22 protein-coding genes are annotated in these 22151 nt (G+C 72.9%); 9 read left to right on the top strand and 13 right to left on the bottom strand.

The genetic code is table 11. From position 1 onward, the window contains the following. Positions 1-127: 127 nt before the first annotated feature. Positions 128-847: a GntR family transcriptional regulator gene (locus tag ACGFMM_RS26300; protein ID WP_393648965.1), complete on the bottom strand. Its 720-nt coding sequence runs from the start codon at positions 845-847 to the stop codon at positions 128-130. A gap of 148 nt (positions 848-995) precedes the next feature. Here ACGFMM_RS26300 and ACGFMM_RS26305 point away from each other — a divergent pair, with 148 nt between their 5' ends. Next, on the top strand, positions 996-2003 hold the full coding sequence (locus ACGFMM_RS26305) for a Gfo/Idh/MocA family oxidoreductase (RefSeq protein WP_393648898.1): 1008 nt from the start codon (positions 996-998) through the stop codon (positions 2001-2003). Positions 2004-2036: 33 nt separating this feature from the next. Here ACGFMM_RS26305 and ACGFMM_RS26310 read toward each other — a convergent pair whose 3' ends face one another. The 3 genes from ACGFMM_RS26310 to ACGFMM_RS26320 are packed head-to-tail and all read right to left on the bottom strand — an operon-like array spanning position 2037 to position 5137. Further along, complete coding sequence (locus ACGFMM_RS26310) at positions 2037-3215, bottom strand: cytochrome P450 (RefSeq protein WP_393648899.1); 1179 nt, start codon at positions 3213-3215, stop codon at positions 2037-2039. A 9-nt stretch (positions 3216-3224) separates the two neighbouring features. Continuing rightward, a complete protein-coding gene (locus tag ACGFMM_RS26315; protein WP_393648900.1) occupies positions 3225-3920 on the bottom strand; it encodes a response regulator in 696 nt (231 codons plus the stop codon). After that, positions 3917-5137, bottom strand: a complete 1221-nt coding sequence (locus ACGFMM_RS26320) for a sensor histidine kinase (protein WP_393648901.1) — start codon at positions 5135-5137, stop codon at positions 3917-3919. The genes ACGFMM_RS26315 and ACGFMM_RS26320 overlap by 4 nt, the downstream gene beginning before the upstream one ends. A 145-nt stretch (positions 5138-5282) precedes the next feature. Here ACGFMM_RS26320 and ACGFMM_RS26325 point away from each other — a divergent pair, with 145 nt between their 5' ends. Beyond that, positions 5283-5504 carry a hypothetical protein gene (locus ACGFMM_RS26325; RefSeq protein ID WP_393648902.1) on the top strand — a complete coding sequence of 74 codons (222 nt, stop codon included), beginning with the start codon at positions 5283-5285 and terminating at the stop codon, positions 5502-5504. Between the two features lie 22 nt (positions 5505-5526). Here the strand turns inward: ACGFMM_RS26325 and ACGFMM_RS26330 are convergent, their stop codons facing one another. Then, positions 5527-6456, bottom strand: coding sequence for a DMT family transporter (locus ACGFMM_RS26330; protein WP_393648903.1), 930 nt, complete (start codon positions 6454-6456; stop codon positions 5527-5529). 258 nt (positions 6457-6714) lie between these two features. Here ACGFMM_RS26330 and ACGFMM_RS26335 point away from each other — a divergent pair, with 258 nt between their 5' ends. Next, the gene (locus tag ACGFMM_RS26335) at positions 6715-7446 is read left to right on the top strand and encodes an SDR family oxidoreductase (RefSeq protein ID WP_393648904.1); all 732 of its coding nucleotides are present in this window, start codon (positions 6715-6717) and stop codon (positions 7444-7446) included. A 101-nt stretch (positions 7447-7547) separates the two neighbouring features. On the opposite strand, the gene alc is transcribed toward ACGFMM_RS26335, so the two are convergent. Together alc and allB are read right to left on the bottom strand one after the other, a co-directional pair. Continuing rightward, entirely contained in the window at positions 7548-8669 is a 1122-nt protein-coding gene (gene alc / locus ACGFMM_RS26340; RefSeq protein WP_393648966.1) for an allantoicase, read from the bottom strand. Then, a complete protein-coding gene (gene allB, locus ACGFMM_RS26345; RefSeq protein WP_393648967.1) occupies positions 8666-9949 on the bottom strand; it encodes an allantoinase AllB in 1284 nt (427 codons plus the stop codon). Before allB ends, alc begins: the two co-directional genes overlap by 4 nt. A gap of 290 nt (positions 9950-10239) precedes the next feature. Between allB and ACGFMM_RS26350 the strand changes: the two genes are divergently transcribed. Beyond that, the gene (locus tag ACGFMM_RS26350) at positions 10240-11046 is read left to right on the top strand and encodes an IclR family transcriptional regulator (protein ID WP_393648905.1); all 807 of its coding nucleotides are present in this window, start codon (positions 10240-10242) and stop codon (positions 11044-11046) included. A gap of 82 nt (positions 11047-11128) precedes the next feature. Here the strand turns inward: ACGFMM_RS26350 and ACGFMM_RS26355 are convergent, their stop codons facing one another. From ACGFMM_RS26355 to ACGFMM_RS26365, 3 genes are read right to left on the bottom strand one after another with little or no spacing between them, the layout of a single operon-like run. Continuing rightward, positions 11129-12034 carry a polysaccharide deacetylase gene (locus ACGFMM_RS26355; protein WP_393648906.1) on the bottom strand — a complete coding sequence of 302 codons (906 nt, stop codon included), beginning with the start codon at positions 12032-12034 and terminating at the stop codon, positions 11129-11131. Then, on the bottom strand, positions 12031-13248 hold the full coding sequence (locus ACGFMM_RS26360) for a GAF domain-containing protein (protein ID WP_393648907.1): 1218 nt from the start codon (positions 13246-13248) through the stop codon (positions 12031-12033). Before ACGFMM_RS26360 ends, ACGFMM_RS26355 begins: the two co-directional genes overlap by 4 nt. Then, on the bottom strand, positions 13245-14486 hold the full coding sequence (locus tag ACGFMM_RS26365) for an MFS transporter (protein ID WP_393648908.1): 1242 nt from the start codon (positions 14484-14486) through the stop codon (positions 13245-13247). The genes ACGFMM_RS26360 and ACGFMM_RS26365 overlap by 4 nt, the downstream gene beginning before the upstream one ends. Positions 14487-14705: 219 nt before the next feature. Between ACGFMM_RS26365 and ACGFMM_RS26370 the strand changes: the two genes are divergently transcribed. Further along, on the top strand, positions 14706-15377 hold the full coding sequence (locus tag ACGFMM_RS26370) for a GntR family transcriptional regulator (RefSeq protein WP_393648909.1): 672 nt from the start codon (positions 14706-14708) through the stop codon (positions 15375-15377). Between the two features lie 90 nt (positions 15378-15467). Here the strand turns inward: ACGFMM_RS26370 and ACGFMM_RS26375 are convergent, their stop codons facing one another. Together ACGFMM_RS26375 and ACGFMM_RS26380 are read right to left on the bottom strand one after the other, a co-directional pair. Then, a complete protein-coding gene (locus ACGFMM_RS26375) occupies positions 15468-16151 on the bottom strand; it encodes an ABC transporter ATP-binding protein (protein ID WP_393648910.1) in 684 nt (227 codons plus the stop codon). Continuing rightward, the gene (locus tag ACGFMM_RS26380) at positions 16148-17230 is read right to left on the bottom strand and encodes an ABC transporter permease (protein WP_393648911.1); all 1083 of its coding nucleotides are present in this window, start codon (positions 17228-17230) and stop codon (positions 16148-16150) included. The genes ACGFMM_RS26375 and ACGFMM_RS26380 overlap by 4 nt, the downstream gene beginning before the upstream one ends. A gap of 112 nt (positions 17231-17342) precedes the next feature. Between ACGFMM_RS26380 and ACGFMM_RS26385 the strand changes: the two genes are divergently transcribed. Both ACGFMM_RS26385 and ACGFMM_RS26390 read left to right on the top strand, forming a co-directional pair. Next, a complete protein-coding gene (locus tag ACGFMM_RS26385) occupies positions 17343-18524 on the top strand; it encodes a sensor histidine kinase (RefSeq protein WP_393648912.1) in 1182 nt (393 codons plus the stop codon). After that, positions 18521-19147: a response regulator gene (locus tag ACGFMM_RS26390; RefSeq protein ID WP_393648913.1), complete on the top strand. Its 627-nt coding sequence runs from the start codon at positions 18521-18523 to the stop codon at positions 19145-19147. Before ACGFMM_RS26385 ends, ACGFMM_RS26390 begins: the two co-directional genes overlap by 4 nt. 7 nt (positions 19148-19154) lie before the next feature. Here ACGFMM_RS26390 and ACGFMM_RS26395 read toward each other — a convergent pair whose 3' ends face one another. Continuing rightward, on the bottom strand, positions 19155-19469 hold the full coding sequence (locus ACGFMM_RS26395; RefSeq protein WP_393648914.1) for a DUF5955 family protein: 315 nt from the start codon (positions 19467-19469) through the stop codon (positions 19155-19157). Between the two features lie 177 nt (positions 19470-19646). On the opposite strand from ACGFMM_RS26395, the gene ACGFMM_RS26400 reads away from it, so the two are divergent. Further along, positions 19647-20279, top strand: coding sequence for an NTP transferase domain-containing protein (locus ACGFMM_RS26400; protein WP_393648915.1), 633 nt, complete (start codon positions 19647-19649; stop codon positions 20277-20279). Between the two features lie 227 nt (positions 20280-20506). Then, positions 20507-22129 (top strand): malate synthase A, encoded by a 1623-nt coding sequence (aceB, locus tag ACGFMM_RS26405; protein ID WP_393648916.1) that lies wholly within the window; start codon positions 20507-20509, stop codon positions 22127-22129. Positions 22130-22151 lie beyond the last annotated feature (22 nt).

The raw sequence follows: 22151 nt of genomic DNA on the forward strand, positions 1-22151 counted from the left end.
CGCGCCTCCTGGTGTCCCGCTGTCCTGCCTGTCCTGATGAGCCCACTGAGTATCGGTCATGCCGTTCCGGTTCTACGACTTTGACGTGGACTCGTCAATGCATTTGTCAGAACATTCTGACGGGAACCTACGGCCGGACCAGCAGCTGGAAGTCGAAGGAGTAGCGGGAGGCCCGGTACACGTGCGAGCCGAACTCCACCGCGCGGCCGGTGTCGTCGAAGGTGGTGCGCTCCATGGTGAGCAGCGGCGCCCCCGGCTGCTCGCCGAGCAGCTCGGCCTCGGCCGGCGTGGCGGCGCGCGCCCCGACGGTCTGCCGCGCGCTGTGCAGGGTGATGCCGGCGCCGCGCATCAGCCGGTACAGGCCGGTGGCCTGCAGCGTCTCACCATCGAGGTCGAGCAGACCGGCCGGCAGGTGGTTGCGCAGCCGGGCCATGGGCTCGTCGTGCGCGCTGCGCAGCCGCTCGACGTACCGGACGTCGCTGCCCTCGGGCACGCCGAGCGCGGCGGCGACCCGGGCGGTGGCGGGCTCGATCCGGTTGGCGAGGACGAAGGTGGCGGGGCGCTGGCCGGCCGCCTCCAGGTCGTCGTAGAGGCTGGTCAGCTCCAGCGGGCGCCTGACGTGACTGTGGACCACCTGGGTGCCCACGCCGCGCCGGCGCACCAGCAGGCCCTTGTCGACCAGGGCCTGGATGGCCTGGCGGACGGTGGGGCGGGACAGGCCGAGCCGGGCGGCCAGGTCGATCTCGTTGCCGAGCAGACTGCCGGGGGTCAGCACGCCCGTCTCGATCGCCGCCTCCAGCTGCTGGGAGAGCTGGAAGTACAGGGGAACGGGGCTCGTGCGGTCCACCGAGAGGTGGAGCGGCTGCGAGCGCGGCGGGGACGGGTGCTTGGACACGGCAGGAGCGTAGTCCGCGGACATCATGACGGGAAGTCGTGAAGTCCGATTGTCCGGACAAACTCTTGACAGTCGGGCCGGGCGCCCGCACCTTGGGGCCATGCGCATCGGACTCATCGGGACGGGACGGATCGGAGCCTTCCACGCGGGTGTGCTCGCCCGGCATCCGGAGGTCGAGTCGCTGGTCGTCGCCGACGCGGTGGCCGTCCGGGCCGCCGAGGTCGCCGGTGCCCTCGGCGCTCAGGCCGCACCGGACGTCGAGGCGCTGTTCGCGCACGCCCTGGACGCGGTGGTCATCGCCTCGGCCACCGCCTCCCACGCCGAGCTGATCGTCCGCGCGGCCGGGGCGGGCCTGCCGGTCTTCTGCGAGAAGCCGATCGCCCTCGACCTGCCCGGCACCCGGGCCGCGCTGCGCGCCGCCGAGGAGGCCGGCGTGGAGCTCCAGCTCGGCTTCATGCGCCGCTTCGACGCCGGCTACCGCGCCGCCCGCGAGGCGGTGCGCTCCGGCCGCCTGGGCCGGCTGCACACCGTACGGGCGGTCACCTCCGACCCCGCCCCGCCGCCCGCCGCGTACCTGCCGCTCTCCGGCGGGCTGTACCGGGACTGTCTGGTGCACGACTTCGACATCCTGCGCTGGGTCACCGGCCGCGAGGTCGTCGAGGTGTACGCGACCGGCTCCGACGCCGGGCCCTCGATGTTCCGCGAGGCCGGCGACGTGGACACCGCGGCCGCCGTGCTCACCCTGGACGACGGCACGCTCGCCACCGCCACGGCGACCCGCTGCAACGGCGCCGGCTACGACGTACGGATGGAACTCGCCGGCGAGCGCGACCAGATCGCGGTGGGCCTGGACGCCCGCACCCCGCTGGCCTCGGTCGAGCCGCAGGGCCCGCAGCCCGCCGAGAAGCCGTGGCCCGGCTTCCTGGAGCGCTTCGCCCCCGCGTACGAGGCCGAACTGGCCGCCTTCGTGCGCCTGGTGCGCGGCGAGACGGCCAACCCGTGCGACGGCCGCGAGGCACTGGAGGCCCTGCGCATCGCGGAGGCCTGCGAACGCTCGCGGCGCGAGCGTCGCCCGGTGGCACTGGACGAGAGCGACGCGGCGGGCTGAGGGCCCGCGCGGCTCAGGGTGCGTGGTCGCCGGTCACCATCGCACCGGAAGGCGACGCACGCCGCGCATGAGGAGTCCGGGCAACCACTCCCACGCCGGAGCGTCCGGGTCGAGTTCGAGCCGGGGGAACCGGTCCAGAAGCGTCCGGATCGCGATCCGCGCCTCCAGGCGGGCCAGCGGCGCGCCCAGGCAGTAGTGGATGCCGTGCCCGAAGGCGAGGTGCCCGCGCGCGTCGCGACGGAGGTCGAACCGGTCCGGGTCCGGGAAGCGCCCGGGGTCGCGGCCGGGCGAGGCGAGCGAGACCAGCACCGGCTGGTACGCGGGGATCTCCGTCCCGCCGAGGGTCACGCTCTCCCGGCTGAACCGGTACGTGGCCGTCTCCACCGGGCCCTCCCAGCGCAGCGCCTCCTCGATCGCCCCGTCGAGCAGCTCCGGCTCGGCCCGGACGGCGGCGAGCTGCTCCGGATGGGTCAGGAGCGCCCGTACCGTGGTGCCGATGAGGTTCACGGTGGTCTCGTGGCCGGCAATCAGCAACAGATAGGCCAGGCCCCGCAGTTCGGGCAGGGAGAGCCGGTCGCCGTCCTCGGCGCGGGCGCGGACCAGCGCCGACAGCAGGTCGTCCGCGGGCGCGGACGCCCGCTTGTCCTCGACGAGTGCGTCGAGATAGGCGGCCAGGCCCTCGATCGCCTCCAGCTCCGCCCCCGCGCCGCTCGGCGTGACGACCTCGTTGGACCAGCGGCGGAAGGTGTCGCGGTCGGCGGCCGGGACTCCGAGGAGTTCGCAGATGACGATGATGGGCAGCGGGAAGGCCAGGGCGTCGACCAGGTCGGCGCGCCCGGCGGGGGCCATCGCGTCGACGAGTTCCTCGGTGAGGCTCTGCACCCGCGGGCGCAGCCCCTCGACCCGCCGCGCGGTGAACTCCCCCGCGACCAGCTTGCGCAGCCGGGTGTGGTCGGGCGGGTCGAGGACCAGCAGATTGGGACCGATGAGCTCCTCGTCGAGCATGGTCAGGCCCAGCACGGACGGCGACTTGGACAGCCGCGGGTCGTTGAGTGCGGCCCGCGCCTCCTCGTGGCCCACGACCAGCCAGACCTCGGTCCCGTCGGTCATGCGCACACGGTGGACGGGACCGGCCTCGCGCATTTTCGCGTAGTACGGATAGGGATTCGCGGTGAAGTCCGCGCCGCACTCCCCCAGATCGATGACGGACATCGTCCGAGCCTAGACGCCGTCGCCCTCACCGGACAGGCCGGCGTCGTGGACCAGGAGGGCGATCTGGACACGGTTGTTGAGGCCCAACTTGGCCAGGATCCGCGAGACATGGGTCTTCACGGTCGGCACGCTCATGTAAAGGGCGGCGGCGATCTCGGCGTTGGACCCGCCGCGGCCCACGGCCAGCGCCACCTCCCGTTCCCGGTCCGCGAGTTCGGCGATCCGCTGCGCTGCGGCGGTGCGGCGGGCCCGCTCCGGGTCGGGCCGGCCCGCCGGATCCGGCCCGCCGGCCACATGGCTCATCAGCTGGCGGGTGACCGCCGGGGAGAGGACCGGGTCACCGGCCGCGACCCGGCGCACGGCGGCGACGATCTCGGCGGGCGCGGTGTCCTTGAGGACGAAGCCGGCGGCGCCGGCCCGCAGCGCGCGCAGCACCTGCTCGTCGGCGTGGAAGGTGGTGAGCACGACGACCTCGGGGGCGCCGGGGTCGGCGCGCAGCCGCTCGGTGGCGGTGAGCCCGTCCAGGTGCGGCATCCGGATGTCCATCAGGACGACGTCGGGGACGAGCCGGTCGACGAGCTCGGGGACCTCGCGGCCGTCGGCGCCCTCGCCGACGATCTCGATGTCCTCGGCGCCGCCGAGCATGAAGGTGAGACCCGCGCGGACCAGCGGGTCGTCGTCGACGATGAGCAGCCGGATGGTCATGCGGGCCACGGTAGCCAGGCGTGCAGGGCGAAGCCGCCGCCGGGGGCGGGTCCGTGCGACATCCGGCCACCGGCGAGCATGGCCCGCTCGGTGAGCCCGATCAGGCCCTGGCCGGAGCCGGGGACGGGCGGGACGGGCCCGTCGGGGGCCGGGTTGGCGACGTCGACGGTGAGCCCGTCGCCGCGCCGGCCGCGGACGGTGACGGTGACCTCGGCGCCGGGGGCGTGCTTGCGGGCGTTGGTCAGGCCCTCCTGGGCGATGCGGTAGACGGTGCGGCCGGTGGCGACGGGCACGGCGCCGGGGTCGGCCAGATCGGAGTCGAGGACCACCTTCATACCGGCCTGCCGGGACTCCTCGACCAGCGCGCCGAGGGTCTCCAGGGTGGGCTGCGGCCGGTTCTCCTCCCCCGTCGCGGTGGTCTCGCCCGGCGCGCGGAGCACGCCGATGATCTCGCGGAGGTCCTGCAGGGCCTCGTGGGCGCTGTCCCGGATGACGCCGGCGGCGCGGGCGACCTGCGCGGGCGGGGCGTCGGGCCGGAATTCCAGCGCCCCGGCGTGCACGCTGAGCAGGGTGAGCCGGTGGGCCAGCACGTCGTGCATCTCGCGGGCGATCGCCTCGCGGGCCAGCCGCTGCGCCTGCTCGGCGCGCAGCTCGGCCTCGGCCTCGGCGCGCCGGGCCCGCTCGCGCAGCGCCTCGACGAGCCTGCGCCGGGAGCGTACGAGCATGCCCCAGGCGGTGACCAGCAGGATCAGCACGAAGCCGATGCCGATGGACAGCAGGGTGCCCGTCTCGGGGTCGGGCCGGACGAAGACCTGCGCCACTGAGGCGGCGGCGGCGAGCGCCCCGATCCAGGCGACCTCGCGGAACGGCCTGCGCACGGCGAGGCTGAACAGGCTCGCCAGCATGGCTCCGCCGGCGACCGGCGCGACGACGCTGACGAGCGACAGCGCCACGGCGAGCCCGGCCGGCCAGCGCCGGCGCAGCCACAGGGCGCAGACGGCCGCGGCGCCCAGGAGCTGGTCGGCGAGGATCACGGCCTCGCTGTTGTACTTGGCGCTGGTCTCGGACGCGAGCAGCCCGACGAAGGCGGCGAGCAGGAACAGGGTGGTGTCGACGACCCAGTCCCGCACGGTCCGCCGCGGCCGCGCGGCCCCCTCGGCCGGGGGCTCGGCCATGGCCGAGGGAAGCAGCCAGGCGAGGCGGTCCGTACGTGTCATACGGTCCAACGTACGCAGGCGGGGGCGGCGGGGCGGGTCGTGGCGGCCGTACGGATACCAAAGTCGCGCGCCCGGCTACTTCGGTCGCGGCCCGGTGTCCCCTCGGCCGACGCGGCGGGCGCGCGGCGCGGATCATGCTCGGCGCATGAAGAAGATTCTGGAGACCACGGGCTTCCTGATCACGGTGTTCGGCGTCTGCGGCGTGATCCGCGAGCTGACCGACGACTGGTTCCGCTTCATGGGGATCACCCGGCATCTGACGGACCACATCTGGTTCCTGGAGGACCGCGCCCTGTTCGCGAACATCGTCTTCGCGGTCCTCGGCCTGGTCCTGATGATCGTCTCGGACCGGGTGCGCAAGAGCTGAGGGGGGCCGCCCGGGACCGGGGCTAAGCCGCGTCCTCGCGTTCGGCGGCGCGGCGGCCCCAGGCGGTGCCGGCGAGGACGAGGGCCGCGCCGGCGAGGCCGATCGCGCCGGGGCGGTCGCCGGCCAGGGCGATGCCGGCGGCCGCGGCCCACAGGGGTTCGGTGCCGAGGAGCAGGCTGACGCGGGACGGGGAGGTGCGGCGGACGGCCCACATCTGCACGAAGAAGGCGAAGAGCGTGCAGAAGACGGAGAGGAACAGCAGTCCGGCCCATTCGCGCGGGCCGAAGCCGAGGGCGACCTTCCAGGGCGAGTCGCCGGTGCCGGGGAGGGCGGCGAGGAGGGCGAAGACGGCGACCGCGCCGCCGAGCTGGACGGTGGTCAGGGAGAGGGAGTCGGCGCTCTGCACCGCCTTGATCCGGGACATCGCCAGGACGTGGACGGTGCGGGCGACGGCGGCCAGCAGCATCAGCAGGTCGCCGGCGGACGGGGCGGTGAAGCCGCCGCCCTGGGTCAGCAGCACCACTCCGGCGACGGAGAGCGCGGCGGCGGCCAGGAAGGCGCGGGGCGGCCTCGTACGCGTGACGGCGGCCTCGGCGAGCGGGGTGAGGATCATCGTCAGGCTGATGATCAGGCCCGCGTTGGTGGCGGAGGTGTGGACGACGCCGTACGTCTCCAGGAGGAAGATCCCGGCGAGGATCAGGCCGAGGACGGCGGCGCCGCGCCACTGGGCGGCGCTCAGCGCGCGCAGCCGGCGCCACCCGGCCGCGACCAGGACCGGCAGGACGACCGCGAAGCGCAGCACCAGCACGGCTACGACCGTGTGCGTGGCGGTGATGCCCTTGGCAGCGAGGTAGCTGGCGCCCCAGACCACCGCGACGAGCAGCACCGGAAGGTCGGTGAGCCAGGCGCGGCGGGGTGCGGGCAGGGGGACGGGCGCGGCGATCGAGGACACGGGTGGCCTGCTCCAACTCGGTGGACGGGGTGGAGACTTCGGTGGCTCACACGCGGGCGATCACCGTACCCGGCACAAACCCGTGGTGGCTACACGTTTCGGCGGCTCATGCGTAGGTGCCGTACCGGGGCGGCCGGCGGCTCGGCGGAAGTCATCGGCGCGCGCCGTCCTCGCCGTCCGTTTCCCGCCGGTGCCCGGGCGCCCGTCCGCGTTTCCTTGAACCCGCAACCACTACTGATTCTTTGCGGAGGAACCGGGATGAACGGCAAGAAGGTCCTGATCACGGGCGGCAGCCGGGGCATCGGCGCGGCGGCGGCCCTGCGGCTGGCACGGGAGGGCGCCGACGTCGCGTTCACCTACGTGCGGGACAAGGAGGCGGCCGAGGAGGTCGTCCGGGGCGTCGAGGCGACGGGCCGCCGCGCGCTCGCCCTGCGGGCGGACTCCGCGGACGCCGGCGACGCGGCCGGCGCGATCGACTGGGCGGCGGACGCCCTGGGCGGCCTCGACGTGCTGGTCAACAACGCGGGGATCGGCGTGCTCGGCCCGCTGGAGACACTGACCCTGGCCGACGTGGACCGGGTGCTCGCGGTGAACGTGCGCGGCGTCTTCCTCGCCTCGCAGGCGGCGGCCGCGCGGATGGGCGACGGGGGCCGGATCGTCACGGTCGGCACCTGCATGACGCAGCGGGTGCCCGGACCCGGCGGCGCGCTGTACGCGACGAGCAAGGCGGCGCTGATCGGCCTGACCAAGGCGCTCGCGCGGGAGCTGGGCGGCCGCGGCATCACCGCGAACCTCGTCCACCCGGGGCCGACCGACACCGACATGAACCCGGCGGACGGCCCGTACGCGCAGGGCCAGGCGGCCATGACGGCGCTCGGCCGCTTCGGGCGGGCCGAGGAGGTCGCCGCGATGATCGCGTTCCTCGCGGGCCCGGACGCGGCGTACGTGACGGGCGCCGAGTACGCGGTCGACGGCGGCCACGCCGCCTGACCACGAGGAGAAACACGCCGCCTGACCGCGAGATGAAAGAGGCGCGAGGACGCACCGGTGCTGTCGGGTCGGTGCGTCCTCGCGTGCCGGGCGGGGTGTCGTTACCCGCCCAGTTCCTGGTGGCGGGCGGCCAGCCGCGCCGCGCCGTCCTCGGTCAGGGATCCGAAGAGGCGGAGGCGGGAGATCCCGCCGTCGGGGTAGATGTCGATCCGGACCCGGGAGCCGACCACCGGCGCGTCGAGCACGAAGCGGTGGTTGGTGTCGGGCTGGAGGCGGGTCCGGGGCAGGACCTCGGTCCAGTCCTCGGAGCCCTCGGCGGCCACGGACAGCGCGGCCCAGCCGGCGCTGTTGCCCTTGAGGTACGCCGTGTCGATCTCGACCGCGCGGATCTCGGACTCGGCCACGAGCGCGTAGCGGATCCAGTCGTTGCCCTTGTCGCGGCGGCGGCGGGTCTCCCAGCCGTCGTCCATCTTGCGGGAGCGGCCCGGCTGGATGGTGTTGGTGGCCGGCGAGTAGAAGCGGTCCGAGGCGTCCTCGACCCGGCCGCCGTTCTCCAGGGCCGCGAGGTCGAAGGTGCCGAGCACGGACAGCCACCGCGGGTCCGGGGCGACCTCTCCGTACACGCGCAGGCGGGCGATGCCGCCGTCGGGGTGCTGGTTGACCCGGAGGTGGGTGAAGCGCTGCTCGACGTCGACGGCGAAGCCGTTGGCGGCGTGGCCGCCGACGGCGGTGCGCGGGACGAGGGTCGTCCACTTCACGTCGTCGGCGAGAAGGTCCTCGGGCGACGGGGAGCCGGGTACGGAGGCGGCCTCGACGGAGACGGCCTGCGGGTAGTTGCCGCGGAAGTGGGCGGTGTCGACGACGAGGCCGCGGATCACGCCGGGCGCGCCGAGGCGTACCAGCGCCCAGTCCTGGTCGTCCTCGGTCGGGTGCGGCTGCTCGGCGGAGACGCCGCGGCGGCGGCGGGTCTCCCAGCCGTCCATGATCTTGCCCTTGTGGCCGAAGTGCTCGGGGTCGAACTCGGCGGCCTCGGGCTTGAGCAGGTTCTCGCGCTCGGCGAAGAACTCGTCGTTGGCGGCGATCACACCGGCGCCGAGACGACGGTCGGCGAGGTCGGCGTACTGGGTGAAGGGGAAGTCCGCGGTGCGGTAGTCCGCGTAGGGGTCGCCGCCGCCGTAAGGGCTGGCGTCACCGGTGAAAGAAGGTATGCCGGTCACGGTCAGTTGTTCCTTTCGAGAAGGCGGCCGGTGGGCTCGGAGAGCGAACCGTTGTCGTTGATGCGTTCGCCGCGCAGCCAGGTGGAGGTGACGACGCCGTGGAGGGTTTTGCCGGCGTAGGCGGTGACGCGGTTGCGGTGCTGGAGTTCGGCCGGGTCGACGGTGAACGTGGCGTCGGGGGCCAGGACGGCGAAGTCGGCGTCCCGGCCGGCTTCGATCGCGCCCTTGCGGGTCAGGCCGGCGAGCCGGGCCGGGGCCTCGCTCATCCAGCGGACCACGTCCTCCAGGGTGTGGCCGCGGCGGCGGGCCTCGGTCCAGATCGCGGGCAGGCCGAGCTGGAGGGAGGAGATCCCGCCCCAGGCGGAGGCGAAGTCCGGGGTCTTCAGGTCGGCGGTGGAAGGGGAGTGGTCGGAGACGATGCAGTCGATCGTCCCGTCCGCGAGGCCCTGCCACAGGGCGTCCTGGTTCGACGCCTCACGGATCGGCGGGCAGCACTTGAACTCGGTCGCCCCGTCCGGGATCTCCTCCGCCGTCAAGGTGAGGAAGTGGGGGCAGGACTCGACGGTGACCTTCACGCCTTCGGCCTTGGCGGCGGCGATCAGGGGCAGGGCGTCGGAGGAGGACAGGTGCAGGACGTGGACGCGGGCGCCGAGGCGGCGGGCCTGGTTGATCAGGTTCTCGATCGCGGTGTTCTCCGCGTCCCGGGGCCGGGAGGCGAGGAAGTCGGCGTACTTGACGCCGTTCTTCTGCGGGGCGGCGGCCAGGTGGTGGGGGTCCTCGGCGTGCACGATCATCAGCCCGCCGAACCCGGCGATCTCCGCCAGCGAGGCGGCGAGCTGGTCCTGGTCGAGCTGCGGGAACTCCTCCACCCCCGAGGGGGACAGGAAGCATTTGAAGCCGTAGACGCCGGCGTCGTGCAGCGGGCGCAGGTCCTTGACGTTGTCGGGCAGCGCACCGCCCCAGAAACCGACGTCGATGTGCGCCTTGGCCCGGGCGACGTCCTGCTTGACGCGCAGGTGGTCGACCGTGGTGGTCGGCGGGAGCGAGTTCAGCGGCATGTCGAGCAGGGTGGTGATGCCGCCGGCGGCGGCCGCGCGGGTCGCGGTCCAGAAGCCTTCCCACTCGGTGCGGCCGGGGTCGTTGACGTGGACGTGGGTGTCGACCAGACCGGGGAGCACGACGTCGTCGCCGACGTCCTCCAGCCGGGCACCGGCCGGAACCTCGGCGTCATGGGGCCACACCGCGGCGATCGTCCCGCCGGACACGGCGACCGACGCCGCACGCATCCCCTCCGGGGTGATGACACGCGACGAACGCAGGACCAGGTTGACGTCCACCCGTACCCCTTCTCACGAAACAGAAATTCAACGAACTGTTGAAGGAGTTTTCACTCCCGACGAGACGGCGTCAAGAGCCCGCCATCCAGCATGACCCCGCAGCCACCCCTCTTGGAGGTTTCCATGAAGTGGAAGAATGATTTCGTACAGTAGAACGTAACCGAGACCGCGGCCGTGTGTCGGGGGGAACGGCCCGGTAGGCTGCTGCCTTGCCCGCCCGCCTCGAAAGGACCGTTGACGTGCCGACGTCCAGCGCCAGCACCACCGACGCCGCCAAACCCGCCGCGAGCGGTGGCGTCCAGTCCCTTGAGCGTGCCTTCGACCTTCTGGAGCGCATGGCCGACGCCGGGGGCGAGGTCGGGCTCAGCGAGCTCTCCGCGAGCAGCGGGCTGCCGCTGCCGACCATCCACCGCCTCATGCGCACCCTGGTCGCCTGCGGCTACGTGCGCCAGCAGCCGAACCGCCGCTACGCCCTCGGCCCCCGGCTGATCCGGCTGGGCGAGTCCGCGTCCCGGCTGCTCGGCACCTGGGCCCGGCCCTACCTGGCCCGGCTCGTCGAGGAGACCGGCGAGACGGCGAACATGGCGCTGCTCGACGGCGACGAGATCGTGTACGTGGCGCAGGTGCCGTCCAAGCACTCGATGCGCATGTTCACCGAGGTCGGCCGGCGCGTGCTGCCGCACTCCACCGGCGTGGGCAAGGCGCTGCTCGCGCACACCCCGGCCGAGGAGGTCCGCGCGCTGCTCGCCCGTACGGGCATGCCGGCCGCGACCGAGAAGACGATCACCACGCCCGAGGGCTTCCTCGAGGCGCTGGAGCTGGTCCGCGAGACCGGTTACGCCGTCGACGACAACGAGCAGGAGATAGGAGTCCGCTGCCTCGCGGTGCCGATCCCGAACTCCCCCACCGCGGCGGCCATCTCCATCTCCGGCCCGGCGGGCCGCGTGACCGAGGCGGCGACGGACAAGATCGTCCCCGTCCTCCAGCAGGTCGCGGAGGAGCTGTCGACGGCCCTCGCGAACACCACGGGCAACGGCGGCGCCTGACACGTACGGACGAATCGGGAAGCGCCGGCCGGGTTCATCCCGGCCGGCGCTTCCCGATTCGTGGGCTTCCCGTTCGTGCGCGCTACTTCATGTCCGCGGGCCGCTCCGCGCCCGCGAAGGGGAAGCGGCGGCGGAAGTCGTCGGCCGCGTCCTCCAGCGTGCAGAAGCTGACGCCCTCGTGCCCGGAGACGTACTCGATGAAGCGCTCCAGCATCAGCAGCACCTGCGGGCGACCGCTGACGTCGGGGTGCAGGGTCACCGGCACGACGGCGTAGTCCAGCTCCCGGTGGACCCAGTCGAACTGGTCGCGCCAGTCGAGCTCCAACTGCCGCGGGCTGATGTAGCCGTGGCTGTTGTGGGCGTGCTTGTTGAACATCATCGGGGGCAGGTCGTCCACGTACCAGTTGCCGCAGAACTCGACGAGGTCCACCTCGTGGCCGTGGACCAGCGGCTTCATCCAGTCCTTGGCGTCCTTGGAGTAGTCGATCTTCGTCCAGCTGTCGCCGACACGGGCGTAGAAGGGCGTGAAGTCGCGGTAGTTCTGGCTGTGGTCGTAGGAGAAGCCGTACTTGTGCAGCAGCGCGGCCGTGTGCGGGGACATCTCCCACCAGGGCGCGACGTAGCCGCGCGGCCTGCGGCCGGTGTACTCCTCGATCAGCTCGACGGAGCGGGCGAGGACGTCCTCCTCCTGCTGCGGGCTCATCGCGATCGGGTTCTCGTGCGAGTAGCCGTGCGCGCCGACCTCGTGACCGGCCTCGACGACCATGCGGGTCTGCTCGGGGAAGGTCTCGATGGAGTGTCCGGGGATGAACCAGCTGGTGCGCAGCCCGTACCGCTCGAAGAGCTTCAGCAGCCGCGGGGTGCCGACCTCGCCGGCGAAGACGCCGCGCTGGATGTCGTTCGGGGAGTCCTCGCCGCCGTAGCTGCCGAGCCAGCCGGCGACGGCGTCGACGTCCACGCCGAGGCAGATCCTGATGTCCTTCGTCATGCGGGGTGCGCCTTTCCGTGGGTGTCCTTGCCGTGGATGTCGTTGCCGTAGGTGTCGAGGAGGTGGTGGACCCGGTCCACGGCCGCGGCGAGGGCGGCGGTGTCGCGCGCGGTCCAGTCGCGTTCGCGCAGGCTGTGCACGGAGATCCAGCCCGTCATGGCGTTGCCGCGGACGACCGGGGAGAGCATCTGGGCGTTGACGCCGTACACGTCGATCAGCGCCTGCGGGGGATGCGGGTCGTCCCTGAAGTGCGGCTGGACCAGCGGGATCCGGTGCTCCTCCAGCCACTCCACGGTGTTGAGCCGGCGCTGGTCGAGCGAGGCGTCGCGGCGGATGGAGCGAACGCCCGCGCCGAGCGCCTCGGCGGCCGTGAGGTCGACGTGCAGTCCGTGGCCTGGCACGTCGAGGCGGAGGGTGGTGCGGTCGGCGCCGGTGGCGTCGAGCAGTTCGCCCAGCACGTCCTGGCAGCGGCCGCGCAGGCTGCCGGAGCGCAGCAGCTCGCCGTGACCGGGCAGGACGGGAGCGGCGCCGGCAAGGTCGAGAGCGCGCCAGAGGGTGGCGGCGACGCTGTCGAACACCGGGACGCCGAGGGCCGGTTCGAGCTCGGCCGCGGCCTCGGCGCCGTACACGTTGGTGCACACGACGGCCACGGCGTGGGCGTCCGGCGCGGCCTGCTCGATCTGCCGGGCGACGTCGGCGTGCGGGATGCGGGCGAAGGACTCGTTGTCGCTGACGCCGGCGGGCTCGGCGAGCGTGCACTCCAGGCCCTCCTCGGCGTACGTGGCGACGATCCGCTCGGCGACGTCCCGGGTGTAGGGGACGGCCAGGCCCAGCCGGGTCACCCCGTACGCGGCGCAGGCGTCGAGGATCGCGAGCGTGGAGGTGGTGGCGGGGACTCCGGTGGCCTCGGTGACGGTGGCGCACAGGGCGCGGTCGCGGTCGACGCCGAGCCAGGAGCCGGAGGTGCCGTTCCAGACGATGACGTCGACCTGCGCGTCGGCCAGCTGACGGGCGGCGGCGAGCATCGGGGCGGGGTCGAACTGGGCGTCGGAGCCCTCGTCGAGCGCGATCCGGGTGACCGGGACACGGGCGAAGTGCGCGGTGGCGAGGCCGTCGCCGTCGTGCAGCAGCCGGTAGGTCACCGGCTCCAGACAGGTGTTGGAGGACGGGGTGAGCATCCCGATGCGGACGGTGTGCTTCTCACTGCTGCTCATCGGACGGCGAGCCTCTTGCTGTAGTCGAGGACGAGGGAGGAGATCGTGAACAGGACGCCGGCGCCGACGAAGTAGAGCAGCGCCCAGGTGTACGAGCCGGTGCCGCCGACGATGTAGCCGACCGCGATCGGGGTGACGATGCCGGCGATGTTGCCGGAGAGGTTCATCGCGCCGCCGACGACGCCGGCGTTGGCGCGGCCGCCGAGGATGGACGGCAGGGACCAGAACAGGCCCGCCCAGCGCAGGAAGAACATCACGAGGGAGAGCAGCACGACGGCGGTGACCGCGTCGGGCACGAGGACCACGCCGAGCAGCCCGGAGACCACCGAGACGCCGGCGACGCCCATCATCGTGCGCATCACCTTGTTGGCGCCCGCACCGGCCGCCTTCCAGCGGTCGGAGAGCCAGCCGCCGAGGAGTTCGCCGACGAAGCCCGCGCCGAAGATGACGAGGGTGGACCAGCCGATGGTCTTGATGTCGAAGCCCTTGGTCTCCGACAGGTAGAGCGGGCCCCAGGTGAGCAGTCCGTAGAAGACGCCGTTGAAGCCCATCCAGCCCAGGCACATCGCCCAGAAGGAGCGGTACTTGAGGTAGGGGCGCAGTCCCGTGCGCTCGTTGACCGGGCCGGCGGCGTCCTCCTCGGCGTGCGCCTGCTCGATGTACGCGGCCTCGGCCTCGTTGACGCCGGGGTGCTCGCGCGGGGTGTTGCGGATGTACCAGCCGGCGTACAGGCCGATGGCGACGGTGAGCACGCCGGCGATGACGAAGCTGATGCGCCAGCTGCCCGTCCAGGCGATCAGCGCGGAGATGATGATGCCGCCGAGCGCGGCGCCGAGCGGCGCGCCGCCGTCGAGCAGCACCGCGCCCCGGCCGCGCTCCTTGGCGGGCAGCCACTGGGCGTTGAGCTTGCCGCCGGCCGGCATGACCGGGGCCTCGACCGCGCCGAGCAGCAGCCGGTAGCCGAGCAGCGAGCCGGCGCCGGTGGCGGCGGCGGTGACGCCCTGGGCGACGCCCCAGCCGACGCAGGCGCCGGAGACCATGCGGCGGGCGCCGAAGCGGTCGGCGAGCCAGCCGCTGGGGATCTGCATCAGCGCGTAGGTCCAGAAGAACGCGCTCAGCACGAAGCCGGTGGTCTCCTTGGAGAGCCCGAGGTCCTCGGTGATGAGCGGCAGCGCGACCGAGACGGAGCCCCGGTCGATGTAGTTGAGTGCGACGACGCCCAGCAGGAGGACGAACATCTTCCAGCGCACCCTGGTGGGACGTGCCCCGGTGTCCGGAGCCTTTCGTCGTGAAGCGGTCGTGCCGACCGCCGGCGTACTACTCATGGCAAGCAGCCCTCGATTCGCAGAGGAGGAGGAGGCCATTCCGCGCGGTTTGGTATACCAAAGAATGAAGGCACTCCCGGAGGTCGTCAAGCGTTTGGTATACCGTGATGACTTCGATATACGGAGGGGCACGTGACAGCGACCAACACGGGGGCCACGGCATCAGGTCCGGCCGGCGGCGCGATGTGGCTGCGCGACCAGGTCTGCGAAGGCCTGCGCGACCGCATCATCACCGGACGGCTCCAGCCGGGCGACCGGCTCATCGAGCGCGATGTGGCCGTGGAGTTCGGGGTCTCGCGGGTGCCCGTGCGCGAGGCCATCCGCATCCTGCTCGGCGAGGGCTTCCTGGAGGCCCTGTCCCCGCGCCGGATCGTCGTCAAGCAGCTCTCCCGGCAGGACGTGGAGAACCTGTTCGACCTGCGGGAGGCGCTCGAGGTGCTCTCGGCGCGGCGCGCGGCCGAGCGCGCCAAGCACGAACAGCTCGACGCACTGCGGCAGTTGCTCGACGAGGCGGGGCAGGCCACCGTCTCCGGCCGGCCCGAGCGCATCTCGCGCGCCAACGCGGCCTTCCACCACCACATCGTGGAGCTGGCCGGCAACGAACTCCTCGCCTCCACCCTGGAGTCGCTCGAGGGCCGGCTGCGCTGGCTGTTCCAGCAGATCGACGACCCCGGCCCGCTCTGGGACGAACACGAGGAGCTGTACCGGGCGATCGCGACGGCCGACGCGGACCGCGCCGCGGCCTGCTCGCTGCGGCACATCCGGCACTACCGGGACGTGGCACTGCGGCTGCTGTTCGGCTGATTCGTATACCAGGAGCCGCCCACCTCATCCTGAGGTGGGCGGCTCCTGGTATACGAGGACGTTTTCCGGCGAGACGGACCTTCCGGCGACTCAGACCGCGGCGGTCCGCTCCGTGAGCCGGCCGTCCTGCACGGCGACGACCCGGTCCGTCCGGTCCAGGTGCGTACGGTCGTGCGTGACCAGCACCGTCGCCGTGCCCCGCTCCTCGGTCAGCGTGGCGAGCAGCCCGACGACCGCCGCGCCCCGCTCGTGGTCCAGCGCGCTGGTCGGCTCGTCCACGAGCAGCACCGAGGGCTCGTTCATGAGGGCGCGCGCGATGTTGATCCGCTGCCGCTGCCCGCCGGAGAGCTGGTGCGGCCGGCGGCCCGCCTGGCCGGCGAGACCGACCGCGTCCAGGAGCGCCAGGGCCCGGTCCCGTACGGCCTTCGGCTTCGCGCCCGACAGATGCGCCATGACCTGGAGTTGCTCCACCGCCGTCAGCGAGGCCAGCAGGTTCGGCTGCTGGAAGACGATGCCGATGCGCTCGCGCCTCAGCGCCGCCCGGCCCGCCGCGTCCAGCGACGCGGTGTCCGTGCCGGCCACCACGACCCGGCCGCGGTCCGGGGTCACCAGCGTCGCGGCCACCGCAAGCAGGCTGGACTTGCCGGAGCCGGACGGGCCGACCACGGCGGTGAGGACGCCGGCCGGCACCTCCAGGCTCACGGAGTCCAGGGCGGTGAGCCGCCCGTCGCCGTCGGGGTAGGTGAGGGTGACGTCGTCAAGCAGCAGGCTCATCGGGCGCTCCCGAGCGCGGTCAGGGGGTCGACGGCGGTGATCCGCCGGATGGAGAGGGCGGCGCCGAGCACACCGAGGACGATCATCACGGCGGCCGGGCCGAGCACGGTGAGCGGTTCGAGGACGAAGGGCACGTTCCCGCCGCTGATCAGCGCACCGAAGGAAACGGCGAGCAGCGTGCCGAGCAGGGTCCCCGCGCTCAGCATCAGCACGGCCTGCCCGAGGGCGTCCTTCAGCAGGTACCGGGTGGAGGCGCCGAGCGCCTTCAGGACGGCCACGTCGCCGCTGCGCTGGATGGTCCACACGGTGAAGAAGGCCCCTATGACCAGTGCGGAGATGGCGAACAGGAAGCCCCGCATCAGCTGCAGCGAGCCGTTCTCCGCCTGGTAGGACCCTATGGCGGTGAGCGCCTCGTCGAGCGTCCGCGCCTCGGTGCCCGCGGCCTCGTCGCCGGCCACGAGGTCCGCGTCCGCGGTGGTGCGCAGCGCGACGACGGTGGCCTGCCGCTGGTCGCCGCCCGGGTTCGCGAGCCGCTGCCAGTCGGCGAGCGAGGTCCACACGACGGGGGTGTGGCTGTACGAGGCGTCCCCGGAGACCGCGGCGACCCACGCCTGGAGCGGCCCGAGGCGTACGGTGTCGCCGGCCGCGACGGCCAGTTCCTCGGCGGCCGACGCGGAGAGCACCACCCGGCCGGGCGCGAGCCGTACACTCTCAGGTGCGAGGCCGGCCCCCGGCTCGGAGCCGAAGGCGGAGACGGCGGCGGTGCGGTCGCCGGCGGCGGCGTTCAGGGGGCGGATGCCGAGCGGGTCGGCAGCGGTCACCCCGGGCCGCCCGGCCCACTGCCGCCACTGCTGCTCGGTGACGGCCGAGTTGGTGAAGGAGACCGACTGGCCGGTCGGCGGCTCGGCGAACGCCAGCCGGTCTGCGGGCAGGCCGGTGATCGCGGAGATGTTCTCCCGCGCGAGCCCGGCGGTCAGCCCCGACAGCAGTCCGACGAGCAGGGTGATCAGTACGACCACCGTCCCCATCAGGGTGAATCGCCCCTTGGCGAATCTCAGGTCTCTCCATGCCACGAACATGGTCACCAGGTTGCTGGCCGGGGACGCCCGCGGGCATCGCGCCACGGATGGCTCCGCAATCAAACTTTCGGTTGAGTCCGGATTGTCGGCTCCCGCCTAGGCTGGTCGCATCATGGATCCCCGTTCGCTCACCCCTGCCCTGCGCGCGCTCCGCGTGTGCCTGCATCTGCTGATGGCCGGCCTGCTGGCGTTGGCCGCGGTGCGGTCGGACGACACGGCTGGGGTGGCCGCGGCGGCGGCCATGGGCGCGGTGTACGCGGCGGGCTCGCTGCTCCCCGTCGTACGGGCGTCGCAGCGGGCGGCCGCGGTGTGGCTGGCGGCGTTGTGCGCGTCGTGGCTGGTGCTGCTGTGGCTGACGCCGGAGGGTCTGTGGCTCGCGTTCCCGCTGTACTTCCTGCAGCTGCACCTGCTGCCGGTGCGCTGGTCGCTGCCGGTGGTGGGGCTGACGGCGGGGGCGGCGATCGGCTCGTACGTCCGGCACGGCTCGGCGCTGAACCCGGGCGTGTTCATCGGGCCGCTGCTCGGGGCGGCGGTCGCGGTGGCGACGGTGCTGGGCTACCAGGCGCTGTACCGGGAGAGCGAACGGCGGCGGCAGATGGTCGAGGAGCTGATCGCGACGCGGGCGGAGCTGGCGGCGGCCGAGCGGCACGCGGGCACGCTGGCGGAGCGGGAGCGGCTGGCCCGGGAGATCCACGACACGCTGGCGCAGGGTCTGTCGTCGATCCAGCTGCTGCTGCGGGCGGCGGAGCGGGCGCTGCCGGAGGGCTCGCCGGCCGCCGGGCACATCGAGCAGGCGCGGCGGGCCGCCCAGGACAACCTGGCGGAGGCGCGGCGGTTCGTCCGGGAGCTGTCGCCGCCGGACCTGGAGCACGGCTCGCTCGCGGGAGCCCTCGAGCGGCTGTGCGAGCCGGGGCAGGCCGGGCCGGGCGGGCCGCGGGTGCGGTTCTCGGTGAGCGGGACGCCGGCGGAGCTGCCGACGCCGTACGAGGTGGCGCTGCTGCGGATTGCTCAGTCGGCGCTTGCGAACACGGTGCGGCACGCGGGCGCGTCACGGGCGGAGATCACGCTGACCTTCATGGACGCCTCGGTGACGCTGGACGTGGTGGACGACGGCAAGGGCTTCGACCCGGCCGCCGTGGCCCCCTCGTCCGAGGGCGGCTTCGGGCTGCCGGCGATGCGGGCGCGGGCGGAGTCGCTGGGCGGGACGTTCACGGTGGAGTCGGGCCCGGGGCAGGGCACGGCGATCGCCGTCGCACTTCCGCTGCCGGTGCGGAGTGCGGGAGGACTGTCATGACGATCCGTCTGCTGCTGGCCGACGACCACCCGGTGGTACGGGCCGGGCTGCGCGCGGTGCTGGACACCGAGCCGGACTTCGAAGTGGTCGCGGAGGCCGCCACGGCGGAGGGCGCGGTCGATCGGGCCGCGGCAGGGGGCGTGGACGTGGTGCTGATGGACCTGCAGTTCGGCGCCGGGATGCACGGCTCGGAGGCGACCGCGGCGATCACGTCCCGTACCGGCGGGCCGCGGGTCCTGGTGCTCACCACGTACGACACCGACGCGGACATCCTGGCGGCGGTGGAGGCCGGCGCGTCCGGCTATCTGCTGAAGGACGCCCCGCCGGAGGAGCTGGCGGCGGCCGTCCGCACGGCGGCGGCCGGCCAGTCGGCGCTCGCGCCGGCGGTGGCGCACCGGCTGATGGACCGGATGCGCACACCGGCGGAGGCGCTGACGAAGCGGGAGCTGGAGGTGCTGCAGCTGGTGGGCGAGGGGCTGTCGAACCTGCAGATCAGCAAGGCGCTGTTCCTGAGCCAGGCGACGGTCAAGTCCCACCTGGTGCACATCTTCGCCAAGCTGGGCGTCGACTCGCGCACGGCGGCGGTGGCGGCGGCGCGCGAGCGACGGCTGATCAGGCGGTGACTCCGCGTCACGCGCGGGGCGGCTCGCCGAAGCGTTCGACGGCGTCGCGGACCGCGGTCAGGGCGCCGGAGAGGGCACTGACCGAGCCGACCGAACCGGCCACAAGCAGCAGCGAGCGGCGCAGCCGCCGTAGCTCCGGCACACCGCCCATGGCCATGGCGTCCATCGCCGCGAGCTCGTCCTCGGCGATCCCCCGGTCGGTGAACTCGACCGGGTAGCCCGCCAGTTCGCGCCGCAGCCGGGACACGGCCGCGCGCAGCGCCGGCACTCTCGGGTCCTCGTCACCACCGGTCACAGGCTTCTGCCCCAAGCTCCGCAACAACGCTCTCCCCCTCGCACATCGTCGTGCCCACTGTGCAGTTCGCACCGAACGGACCCTGCGAACGGTGGTCAAGCGCCGGGGGTCGTGGCCAGTTAACGCCATTTCGCGCCCGGCGCGCCACTCGGGTGACGGAATTCGGCGGGCGATTTCCACGGGTTCATGCGGTATGCAGGTCCCATGGACGCCACCTCACGCCACCCCGTCTCCCCCGGTCCTCACGGTGCCCGCGTCGCGGGGCTGCTGCTCGCGGCCGGGGGCGGCCGGCGCCTCGGCGGCCGGCCGAAAGCGCTGCTGCCGCACCGGGGCCGCCCTCTCGTCGAGCACGCCGTACGCACGCTGCGGGAGGGCGGCTGCGCCGCGGTCCATGTGGTGCTGGGCGCGTCGGCGGAGCTGGTGCGGGAGCGGGCGGAGCTCCCCGGCTGCGTCGTGGTGGACAACCCGGCATGGGAGAGCGGCATGGGCTCCTCGCTCCGCGTCGGCCTGGCGTCGCTCGGCGCGGCGGTCGGCGTGGACGCGGTGCTGGTGAGCCTGGTGGACCAGCCGGGCATCGGCCCGGAGGCGGTGGCCCGCGTCCGTGCGGCGTACCGCTCGCGGTCGAGCCTGGCGGCGGCCTCGTACGAGGGGACGCGCGGCCATCCGGTGCTGTTCGGCGCGGATCGCTGGCCGGCGGTCGCGGCGGGCGCGGTCGGGGACCGCGGGGCCCGGGACTATCTGCGGGCGCACCGGGATGCGATCACCCTCGTGGACTGTTCGGATGTGGCCGAGCCGTACGACATCGACACGGAGGCGGATCTGGCGCACCTTGAGTAAGGGACGTGGCACCGAGCGCCATGTTCTGTCGACCCAAAGAATCTCGATATCAACAAACGATTGAACTTCCACCATAAGGAAACTAGTATCCACTGTTCAGAAGCGCCTGATCGCCCGTGACGGCGCTCCCGGCCGTATCTCGGCGCCTGTGGCACCGCGTGCCACCTGACGACGCCCGGCGGCCGACAAGCACCGCCCGTGTAGTCCGCTGAAGGAAGTGACAGTTCATGTCCGCACCAGCGCCGTCCCCCCTGGCAGTCGTCGAAGCCGTCCCCCTGCCCCGACAGGAGGAGGTGCTGACCGACGCGGCCCTCGCCTTCGTGGCGGAGCTGCACCGCCGGTTCACGCCGCGCCGGGACGAGCTCCTCGCCCGCAGGGCGGAGCGCCGCGCCGAGATCGCCCGTACCTCGACGCTCGGTTTCCTGCCGGAGACCGCCGCGATCCGCGCCGACGACTCCTGGAAGGTCGCCCCCGCTCCGGCGGCGCTGAACGACCGCCGGGTGGAGATCACCGGTCCGACCGACCGCAAGATGACCATCAACGCGCTGAACTCCGGCGCGAAGGTCTGGCTCGCCGACTTCGAGGACGCCTCGGCCCCCACCTGGGAGAACGTGGTCCTCGGCCAGCTCAACCTGATCGACGCGTACAGCCGGAACATCGACTTCACGGACCCGCGCTCGGGCAAGAGCTACGCCCTGAAGCCGGCCGGGGAGCTCGCCACCGTCGTGATGCGGCCGCGCGGCTGGCACCTCGAGGAGCGCCACCTGACCTTCGAGGGCCGCCCGGTCCCCGGCGCCCTGGTCGACTTCGGCCTCTACTTCTTCCACAACGCCCAGCGCCTGATCGACCTCGGCAAGGGCCCGTACTTCTACCTCCCGAAGACGGAGTCGCACCTGGAGGCCCGCCTCTGGAACGACATCTTCGTCTTCGCGCAGGACTACGTCGGCATCCCGCAGGGCACCGTCCGCGCGACCGTCCTGATCGAGACGATCACGGCGGCGTACGAGATGGAGGAGATCCTCTACGAGCTGCGCGACCACGCCGCGGGCCTCAACGCCGGCCGCTGGGACTACCTCTTCTCCATCGTCAAGAACTTCCGTGACGGCGGGGCGAAGTTCGTCCTCCCGGACCGCAACGCGGTCACGATGACGGCCCCGTTCATGCGGGCGTACACCGAACTCCTCGTCCGCACCTGCCACAAGCGCGGCGCGCACGCGATCGGCGGCATGGCCGCCTTCATCCCGTCCCGCAAGGACGCCGAGGTCAACAAGGTCGCCTTCGAGAAGGTCAAGGCCGACAAGGACCGCGAGGCCGGCGACGGCTTCGACGGCTCCTGGGTCGCCCACCCCGACCTCGTCCCGATCGCCATGGCCTCCTTCGACGCGGTCCTCGGCGAGAAGCCGAACCAGAAGGACCGGCTGCGCGAGGACGTCCACGTGGAGGGCCCCGAGCTCATCGACATCGCCTCGCTGGACGCGAAGCCCACGTACGACGGCCTGCGCAACGCCGTCCAGGTCGGCATCCGCTACATCGAGGCGTGGCTCCGTGGCCTCGGCGCGGTCGCGATCTTCAACCTGATGGAGGACGCGGCCACCGCGGAGATCTCCCGCTCGCAGATCTGGCAGTGGATCAACGCGGGCGTCGTCTTCGAGAACGGCGAGCCGGCCACCCCCGAGCTGGCCCGCAAGGTCGCCGCCGAGGAGCTCGCCGCGATCCGCGCCGAGATCGGCGAGGAGGCGTTCGCGGCCGGCAAGTGGCAGCAGGCCCACGACCTCCTGCTGCACGTCTCCCTGGACGCCGACTACGCCGACTTCCTCACCCTCCCCGCGTACGACCAGCTGGTCGGCTGACCCGCACAGCGGCCGAACAGCA

The organism is Streptomyces sp. NPDC048604 (assembly GCF_043199435.1).
Classification (GTDB): Bacteria; Actinomycetota; Actinomycetes; order Streptomycetales; family Streptomycetaceae; genus Streptomyces.

Bases quoted from the DNA above. Each gene is read 5' to 3' on its own strand.
- ACGFMM_RS26305 (WP_393648898.1), top strand. From the start codon at position 996: ATGCGCATCGGACTCATCGGGACGGGACGGATCGGAGCCTTCCACGCG.
- ACGFMM_RS26310 (WP_393648899.1), bottom strand. From the start codon at position 3,215: ATGTCCGTCATCGATCTGGGGGAGTGCGGCGCGGACTTCACCGCGAAT.
- ACGFMM_RS26315 (WP_393648900.1), bottom strand. From the start codon at position 3,920: ATGACCATCCGGCTGCTCATCGTCGACGACGACCCGCTGGTCCGCGCG.
- ACGFMM_RS26320 (WP_393648901.1), bottom strand. From the start codon at position 5,137: ATGACACGTACGGACCGCCTCGCCTGGCTGCTTCCCTCGGCCATGGCC.
- ACGFMM_RS26325 (WP_393648902.1), top strand. From the start codon at position 5,283: ATGAAGAAGATTCTGGAGACCACGGGCTTCCTGATCACGGTGTTCGGC.
- ACGFMM_RS26335 (WP_393648904.1), top strand. From the start codon at position 6,715: ATGAACGGCAAGAAGGTCCTGATCACGGGCGGCAGCCGGGGCATCGGC.
- allB (WP_393648967.1), bottom strand. From the start codon at position 9,949: ATGCGTGCGGCGTCGGTCGCCGTGTCCGGCGGGACGATCGCCGCGGTG.
- ACGFMM_RS26355 (WP_393648906.1), bottom strand. From the start codon at position 12,034: ATGACGAAGGACATCAGGATCTGCCTCGGCGTGGACGTCGACGCCGTC.
- ACGFMM_RS26360 (WP_393648907.1), bottom strand. From the start codon at position 13,248: ATGAGCAGCAGTGAGAAGCACACCGTCCGCATCGGGATGCTCACCCCG.
- ACGFMM_RS26365 (WP_393648908.1), bottom strand. From the start codon at position 14,486: ATGTTCGTCCTCCTGCTGGGCGTCGTCGCACTCAACTACATCGACCGG.
- ACGFMM_RS26375 (WP_393648910.1), bottom strand. From the start codon at position 16,151: ATGAGCCTGCTGCTTGACGACGTCACCCTCACCTACCCCGACGGCGAC.
- ACGFMM_RS26380 (WP_393648911.1), bottom strand. From the start codon at position 17,230: ATGTTCGTGGCATGGAGAGACCTGAGATTCGCCAAGGGGCGATTCACC.
- ACGFMM_RS26385 (WP_393648912.1), top strand. From the start codon at position 17,343: ATGGATCCCCGTTCGCTCACCCCTGCCCTGCGCGCGCTCCGCGTGTGC.
- ACGFMM_RS26390 (WP_393648913.1), top strand. From the start codon at position 18,521: ATGACGATCCGTCTGCTGCTGGCCGACGACCACCCGGTGGTACGGGCC.
- ACGFMM_RS26400 (WP_393648915.1), top strand. From the start codon at position 19,647: ATGGACGCCACCTCACGCCACCCCGTCTCCCCCGGTCCTCACGGTGCC.
- aceB (WP_393648916.1), top strand. From the start codon at position 20,507: ATGTCCGCACCAGCGCCGTCCCCCCTGGCAGTCGTCGAAGCCGTCCCC.